This window comes from Vibrio sp. M260118, from assembly GCF_036533755.1.
Lineage (GTDB): Bacteria > Pseudomonadota > Gammaproteobacteria > Enterobacterales > Vibrionaceae > Vibrio.
On record NZ_JATABG010000155.1, the window covers coordinates 1 to 7,802 of the forward strand.

Here is a 7,802-nt window from a genome sequence, read left to right on the forward strand (position 1 = left end):
GCTTTACGCGTCGAACTTAGCGGCGCCAAATCTTCCTGTGACAACCAAAGAGCGATTCCAGACTAAGTTGATGGATCGTCTGCATGATCTAGAAAAGCAAGTAAACGATATGCTGCTGTTCGCAAAAGGTGGCGACAACAAAGTAGTTAAACCGTTTTCTATCGGAGATTTAGTCGCTGAGTTTTCACCAATGGTTGAGACAGCCTTAAAAACCAACCAGATTGATTATTTCTTAGAAGTTGAGCAAGAAGAAACGCAACTACTGGGCAATGTAAACGCGATAGCGTCCGCGCTTAGCAATTTGGTGATGAACGCGATTCAAATTGCGGGTAAGCAGTCGCAGATTGATGTGTTCTTCAGGCCAGTTAACGGCGAGCTGAAAATCTCAGTTCAAGATAGTGGCCCAGGTGTACCCGAAGAATTGCAAAACAAAATCATGGAACCCTTCTTTACCACGCGTTCTCAAGGAACCGGGCTTGGGCTTGCCGTAGTCCAAATGGTATGTCGTGCTCACGACGGAAGATTAGAACTTATTTCAGAACAAGGTGATGGTGCATGCTTTACGGTCTGTATTCCGCTCGATCGTCAGCCGCACTCTGAGCAACAAGCTATGACTGGAGAAGAATAATGGCTCAAAGCAAAGTATTGATCGTAGAGGATGACGAAGGTCTACGCGAAGCGTTAGTCGATACTCTGGCACTAGCTGGCTACGAATGGCTTGAAGCAGACAGTGCAGAGGATGCCTTAGTTAAACTCAAATCTAACAACGTTGATATCGTTGTATCAGATGTGCAAATGGCGGGAATGGGCGGCTTAGCTCTGTTAAGAAACATCAAACAGCACTGGCCAAATCTACCTGTGCTGCTGATGACGGCGTATGCCAATATCGAAGATGCTGTCTCTGCAATGAAAGATGGCGCGATTGATTACATGGCGAAGCCTTTTGCACCAGAAGTGTTGCTTAACATGGTCAGCCGCTACGCTCCGGTTAAATCGGATGACAACGGCGATGCGGTTGTGGCGGATGAGAAAAGTATCAAGTTACTTGCACTTGCTGACAAAGTGGCTAAAACCGATGCAAGCGTAATGGTGCTTGGTCCAAGCGGTTCTGGTAAAGAAGTGATGTCGCGTTACATCCACAATGCGTCAAATCGCAAAGATGGACCATTTGTTGCGATCAACTGTGCAGCCATTCCAGATAACATGCTAGAAGCGACCCTGTTCGGTTACGAAAAAGGTGCGTTCACTGGTGCTGTTCAGGCGTGTCCGGGGAAATTTGAACAAGCTCAAGGTGGCACCATCCTGCTTGATGAAATCAGTGAGATGGATTTGAGTCTACAAGCCAAACTACTGCGTGTTCTCCAAGAGCGCGAAGTGGAGCGCTTAGGTAGCCGCAAGAGCATCAAGCTTGACGTTCGTGTATTAGCAACTAGTAACCGTGACTTAAAAACCTACGTTCAAGAGGGCAATTTCCGCGAAGATTTATACTACCGCTTGAATGTATTCCCAATTGCATGGCCTGCGCTACAAGAGCGTAAAGGTGATATAGAGCCACTGGCGAAGCATCTAGTTGAGCGTCATTGCCAAAAATTGGGTATGCCAGTGCCTAATGTTACTCAAAGTGCAATCAAAAAACTGCTTGCCTACACATGGCCGGGTAATGTTCGTGAGCTAGACAACGTAGTGCAGCGTGCATTGATTTTGAGTGAAAACTCTCAAATTGATGACGAGCATATTTTATTGGAAGGGCTTGATTGGCAAGACGCGTCTTCGCTGCAAGTCGCGGTGGAAGCGGGAGACAGTGTTGCGCCATGCGTAAAACCGGTTGCGGAAGCGAACAGTGTGTCGTCTGGCAGTGGTCTTGGTGGTGAACTGCGTGATCAAGAATACGCGATTATCCTCGAAACTTTGGAGGAGTGTAACGGACGGCGCAAAGAGATGGCCGAGAAGTTAGGCATTAGTCCACGCACGCTGCGCTATAAACTAGCTAAAATGCGTGATGCAGGGATTGAAATACCAAACTAAGGTGTTATCTTGCTGATCGTACTGACGTGGCACGATGATTGCAGCGTCAGTATACTAACACGAATTTAAGTCAAAGAGTTGACTACTGAGGTTTTGATGAGAGTTGACGGTTTTCAAAGCGAAATGCAAGCTATGATGTTTGAGGCCACAGGTACTAAACCACCTGCGACAGGGCAAGTGGTAGGTGCTGACTTTGGTCAACTGCTTAATAACGCAATCAACAACGTCAACAGCCTTTCCAAAACGTCCAGTGACCTTCAGATGCGATTTGATCGTGGCGATGCTGACGCTTCACTGTCTGATGTCATGATCGCTAGAAACAAATCTAGCGTTGCCTTCGAAGCAACAATTCAAGTACGCAATAAGTTAGTTGAGTCGTACAAAGAATTGATGAATATGCCAGTTTAAAGTTAGGTAATTTCTGTGGCAGAGCAAAACACATCAACCGATTTGACCGTAACCGAAGGTGCGCCTGATAGCACTATGATGGCTACAACGGATTTGGACAATGAAGTTCAAAACCCAGATTTAGATGAAAAATCCAGTTCCAAGTTCGATATGGCGGTCGGTGACCTCGACCTTCTGCGCCAAGTCGTACTCGTACTTTCAATCTCTATCTGTGTGGCTCTGATTGTGATGCTGTTTTTCTGGGTTAAAGAGCCAGAGATGCGTCCTTTGGGTGTATACGAAACAGAAGAATTGATTCCTGTTCTGGACTACCTAGATCAACAAAAAATCGACTACAATCTTGACGGCAATACTATCCAAGTACCAGCCAGCGAGTTTAACTCTCTCAAGCTTGATATGGTGCGAGCGGGCCTCAATCGTGAGAAACAAGCGGGCGATGATATACTGCTCCAAGATATGGGCTTCGGGGTATCACAGCGTCTTGAGCAAGAGCGACTAAAGCTGAGCCGTGAACGTCAGCTTTCCAAAGCGATTGAAGAGATGAAGCAAGTGCGCAAAGCACGCGTACTGCTTGCGCTGCCAAAGCAAAGTGTATTTGTACGTCACAATCAAGAAGCTTCGGCGTCAGTGTTCCTTACGCTCAAAACAGGTGCCAATCTAAAACAGGAAGAAGTCGATTCTGTCGTAGATATGGTTGCCAGTGCTGTGCCGGGTATGAAGCCAAATCGAATTACCGTCACTGACCAACACGGACGACTACTTAGCTCTGGTTCTCAAGACCCTGCGTCAGCAGCGCGTCGTAAAGAGCACGAACTAGAGCGCAAGCAAGAGCAAGCTCTGCGCGAAAAAATTGACTCTGTGCTTATCCCAATTTTAGGTTTTGGTAACTACACCGCTCAGGTGGACATCCAGCTTGATTTCAGTGCGGTTGAGCAGACAAGCAAACGCTTTGACCCTAACACACCATCAACACGCAGTGAGTACACCTTAGAAGACTACAACAATGGTAACGTTGTTGCGGGTGTGCCTGGGGCGTTAAGTAACCAACCTCCTGCGGATGCGTCTATTCCACAAGACGTTGCTCAAATGAAAGATGGTACGACACTGGGTCAGGGCTCAGTGCATAAAGAGGCGACGCGAAACTTTGAATTAGATACGACAATCAGCCACGAACGTCGTCAAACTGGGGTGGTGAACCGTCAAACGGTTGCAGTTGCGATTAAAAACCGTCCTATGGTTAATCCTGATACCGGTGAAACGACTTACCAACCAGTTTCTGAAGCTGAACTAAACTCTATTAAGCAGCTACTGATTGGTACCGTAGGATTCAGTGAAGCGCGTGGTGATTTGCTGAATGTGTTGAGTATGCAGTTTGCCGAGCCAGAAGTTGAAGTGATGGCTGATGCGCCAATTTGGGAACACCCTAACTTTAACGACTGGATTCGTTGGTTCGCGAGTGCTCTGGTAATTATCGTGGTAGTACTAGTTCTTGTACGCCCAGCGATGAAGAAACTCCTCAACCCAGCATCTGATGAAGATGAAGACCAACTATACGGACCAGATGGACTACCAATTGGTGCTGATGGTGAGACTAGCCTAATTGGCGGTGACCTAGACGGTGGTGAGCTATTTGAGTTTGGCTCAAGTATTGACTTGCCTAACCTCCACAAAGATGAAGATGTGCTGAAGGCGGTTCGTGCACTCGTAGCTAATGAACCTGAACTAGCAGCACAAGTCGTTAAGAATTGGATGCAAGATGCCTAACGAATTAGTTCCACAGCAAGAGGGTGGCGAACTAGCAGAAACCACCGTAGATATTGCATCGATCCCCGGTGAGGAGCGCGCCGCGATCCTTTTGCTCAGCCTTAATGAGGAAGACGCCGCGGGCATCATTCGTCACTTAGAGCCGAAACAGGTTCAACGTGTGGGTAGTGCAATGGCACGTGCCGCTGACTTAAGCCAAGAGAAAGTGGGTGCGGTGCACCGAGCCTTCTTGGAAGATATTCAGAAGTACACCAACATCGGTATGGGCAGCGAAGACTTTATGCGTAACGCGCTTGTTGCTGCTCTTGGGGAAGATAAAGCCAACAACTTGGTTGACCAAATCCTCTTAGGAACAGGCTCGAAAGGCTTGGATTCACTCAAATGGATGGACCCACGCCAGGTTGCGAGCATTATTATCAATGAACACCCTCAGATTCAAACTATCGTACTGTCGTATCTAGAGCCGGATCAGTCGGCGGAAATCCTTAATCAGTTTGCTGAACGAGACCGTTTAGATCTGATGATGCGTATTGCTAACCTAGAGGAAGTTCAACCATCGGCATTGGCTGAGTTGAACGAAATTATGGAGAAGCAGTTCGCAGGTCAAGCGGGTGCTCAAGCGGCCAAGATTGGCGGCCTGAAGGCAGCGGCAGAGATCATGAACTACATGGACAACAATGTCGAAGGCATCTTGATGGAGCAAATTCGCGATCAAGACGAAGACATGGCGACCCAAATTCAAGATCTTATGTTTGTATTCGAGAACCTTATCGAAGTCGACGACCAGGGTATTCAGAAATTGCTGCGTGATGTTCCTCAAGACGCGTTGCAACGTGCACTTAAAGGTGCCGACGATGCTCTCCGTGAGAAGATCTTCAAGAACATGTCTAAACGTGCAGCTGAGATGATGCGCGATGACCTTGAAGCGATGCCGCCAATCAAAGTTTCTGATGTTGAAGCAGCACAGAAAGAAGTTCTGGCAATCGCACGACGCATGGCCGACTCTGGTGAGATTATGCTAGGCGGCGGTGCTGACGAGTTCCTATAACCTAATTAAGCAAGGTATCTATGTCTTTGGAAAGGAAACGCGGTTTTTTACGTCTGGATAATGATGAGCTGGTAGAAAAGCCAGAGCGCTGGGGTATGCCTGACTATACCGCAGAGACTCATAAACAGGCGAAAGAAACGGCGATGAACTATGACCCGAGTTGGATGCCGATTGATGAGCCCGTTGAAGAAGAAGCACCGAAAGAACTGACACAAGAAGAGATCGAACTGATTAAGCAGCAAGCTTATCAGGAAGGTCTCCATCAAGGACAAGAAGTAGGCTTCAAGCAAGGTTACGAAAAAGGTAAAGAACAAGGAACGCAAGACGGCCATCAAGAGGGTCTAGAAGCAGGAAAAATTGAAGGTGTTGCTGCGGGGCAAGAGTTTATTCAGCAGCAGGTTCAAACCTTTGTAAACTTAGCCAACCAGTTTGCTCAGCCACTTGAGTTGATGAATGCGCAGGTTGAAAAACAGCTGGTCGATATGGTGCTGACCATGGTCAAAGAGGTTGTCCATGTTGAAGTGCAAACCAATCCGCAAGTAATCCTAGATACCATCAAGCAGTCGGTAGAGTCACTGCCAATTGCAGGTCATGCAATCACACTTAAACTTCATCCAGATGATGTTGAGATTATCCGCTCATCTTATGGCGCGGAAGAGCTTGAGTTCCGTAATTGGACTCTTATGGCAGAGCCAGCATTAAATCGCGGTGACGTACAAATCGAAGCCGGTGAGTCAAGTGTTAACTACCGTATGGAAGATCGCATTCGTAGCGTGATCCAAAGCTTTTGTGGGGTGAATCGTCACCAAGGTGGTGAGTAGTGCTGGCCCTTGCTGATCGCCTTTCTCAATACAAAACCCAAGGTTTAACTTGTCGCCCTGTAGCGGCAGGTAAACTGGTTCGTGTAGTAGGGCTTACCCTTGAAGCGACAGGGTGCCGTGCGCCGATTGGCAGCTTATGTAAAGTGGAAACCATGCACGGCGAGATGGAAGCTGAAGTGGTCGGTTTCTCCGGCGAAAGTCTCTATCTGATGCCCAGTGAGCAAATCACGGGGGTTCTTCCCGGCGCCAAGGTAACACCACTCACCAGTGAGTCAGGCTTACCGGTCGGTATGGAACTGCTGGGTCGAGTGATCGATGGGGTGGGTAACCCACTTGATGGGCTTGGGCCTATCTATACCGAAAAACGCGCCTCTTTCAATGCTGAGCCGATAAATCCATTGGCGCGTAAACCTATTTCCGAACCGCTTGATGTGGGCATTAAAGCCATTAATGGTTTGCTTACTGTCGGTAAAGGCCAGCGTATTGGTCTGTTCGCCGGTTCGGGTGTGGGTAAATCGGTGACCTTGGGCATGATGACTCGAGGTACAACCGCTCAAGTGGTTGTGGTTGGTTTGATCGGTGAGCGTGGCCGCGAAGTTAAAGAATTTATCGAAGAGATTTTGGGCGTTGATGGTCGTCAGCGTTCTGTCGTAGTTGCCGCGCCAGCGGACTCGTCACCTCTAATGCGTTTAAAAGGCTGTCAAACCGCACTAACCATCGCTGAGTACTTCCGTGATCAAGGTTTGGATGTCTTGCTCCTGATGGACTCACTTACGCGTTTTGCTCAAGCTCAGCGTGAAATTGCCTTGTCAGTGGGTGAGCCACCCGCAACGAAAGGTTATCCGCCTTCAGTGTTTGCTAAGCTACCAGCGCTAGTGGAACGTGCCGGCAATGGTAGTCCAGAGCAGGGCTCTATTACCGCCTTCTTTACCGTATTGACCGAAGGGGATGATTTACAAGACCCTATCGCTGATGCATCGCGCGCGATCCTCGATGGCCACGTCGTCCTGTCACGTGAGATGGCGGATGCGGGTCACTACCCTGCTATCGACGTTGAGAAGTCGGTTAGCCGTGTAATGCCTCAGATTACTTCTGAACAGCATGTGCTTATGTCCAAAGCCGTACGCCAAGTGCTATCTATCTGTCGTAAAAACCAAGATTTGGTATCAATTGGTGCTTATAAGCCGGGAACCGACCCTGCTATCGATGGTGCCTTTACTCTGAAGCCAAAATTGGACAACTATTTGCAACAGACGATGAAAGAGACGGTGCCGTATGACATGTGTATCAATATGCTCAGCGGATTGCTGCAAGGTGAGTAATAGGCTATGGATAACGCGTTAGAGTTTTTATTAGAGCAAGCCAAAGAGCGCGAAAACCAAGCGGTTCTAGCTCTTGGTCAAGCGCGTACAGAGCTCGAAGGCTACTATCAGCAGCTCGAACAGATCGAGAAGTATCGACTGGATTACTGTCAGCAGCTGGTTGACCGAGGTCAGCAAGGTCTGAGTGCAAGTGAGTATTCTCACCTCAATCGATTTTTAACTACCTTAGATGAAACTCTAGCTAAGCAGAAACAGGCAGAATCTCATTTTAAAAGCCAAGTGGAAGGGTGTGAGCAAAACTGGTTAGACACTCGTAAGCAACGTCGATCTTACGAGTGGATGATTGAGAAAAAGCAGGCTGAGAAAGAGCGCTTACAAAATATCCGAGAGCAGAAGCAGATGGATGAGTTTTCT

Annotated in this window: 8 protein-coding genes; all 8 read left to right on the forward strand. The window is 48.0% G+C overall.

Annotated elements, in window-relative coordinates; translation table 11 throughout:
• A partial coding sequence (locus QTO00_RS10800; protein WP_331424803.1) for a sensor histidine kinase occupies positions 1-628 on the forward strand: 628 nt, incomplete at its 5' end.
• A complete protein-coding gene (locus tag QTO00_RS10805; RefSeq protein WP_331424804.1) occupies positions 628-2,025 on the forward strand; it encodes a sigma-54-dependent transcriptional regulator in 1,398 nt (465 codons plus the stop codon). The genes QTO00_RS10800 and QTO00_RS10805, both read left to right, overlap by 1 nt.
• Positions 2,026-2,121: 96 nt before the next feature.
• Positions 2,122-2,433, forward strand: a complete 312-nt coding sequence (gene fliE / locus QTO00_RS10810) for a flagellar hook-basal body complex protein FliE (protein WP_331424805.1) — start codon at positions 2,122-2,124, stop codon at positions 2,431-2,433.
• A 75-nt stretch (positions 2,434-2,508) separates the two neighbouring features.
• On the forward strand, positions 2,509-4,197 hold the full coding sequence (gene fliF / locus QTO00_RS10815; protein WP_443088918.1) for a flagellar basal-body MS-ring/collar protein FliF: 1,689 nt from the start codon (positions 2,509-2,511) through the stop codon (positions 4,195-4,197).
• On the forward strand, positions 4,190-5,245 hold the full coding sequence (gene fliG / locus QTO00_RS10820; RefSeq protein ID WP_038202535.1) for a flagellar motor switch protein FliG: 1,056 nt from the start codon (positions 4,190-4,192) through the stop codon (positions 5,243-5,245). Before fliF ends, fliG begins: the two co-directional genes overlap by 8 nt.
• A gap of 20 nt (positions 5,246-5,265) precedes the next feature.
• On the forward strand, positions 5,266-6,066 hold the full coding sequence (fliH, locus tag QTO00_RS10825; RefSeq protein WP_331424807.1) for a flagellar assembly protein FliH: 801 nt from the start codon (positions 5,266-5,268) through the stop codon (positions 6,064-6,066).
• On the forward strand, positions 6,066-7,388 hold the full coding sequence (fliI, locus tag QTO00_RS10830) for a flagellar protein export ATPase FliI (RefSeq protein WP_331424808.1): 1,323 nt from the start codon (positions 6,066-6,068) through the stop codon (positions 7,386-7,388). The genes fliH and fliI overlap by 1 nt, the downstream gene beginning before the upstream one ends.
• Before the next feature lie 6 nt (positions 7,389-7,394).
• On the forward strand, positions 7,395-7,802 hold a 408-nt coding region (gene fliJ / locus QTO00_RS10835), incomplete at its 3' end, for a flagellar export protein FliJ (RefSeq protein ID WP_331424810.1).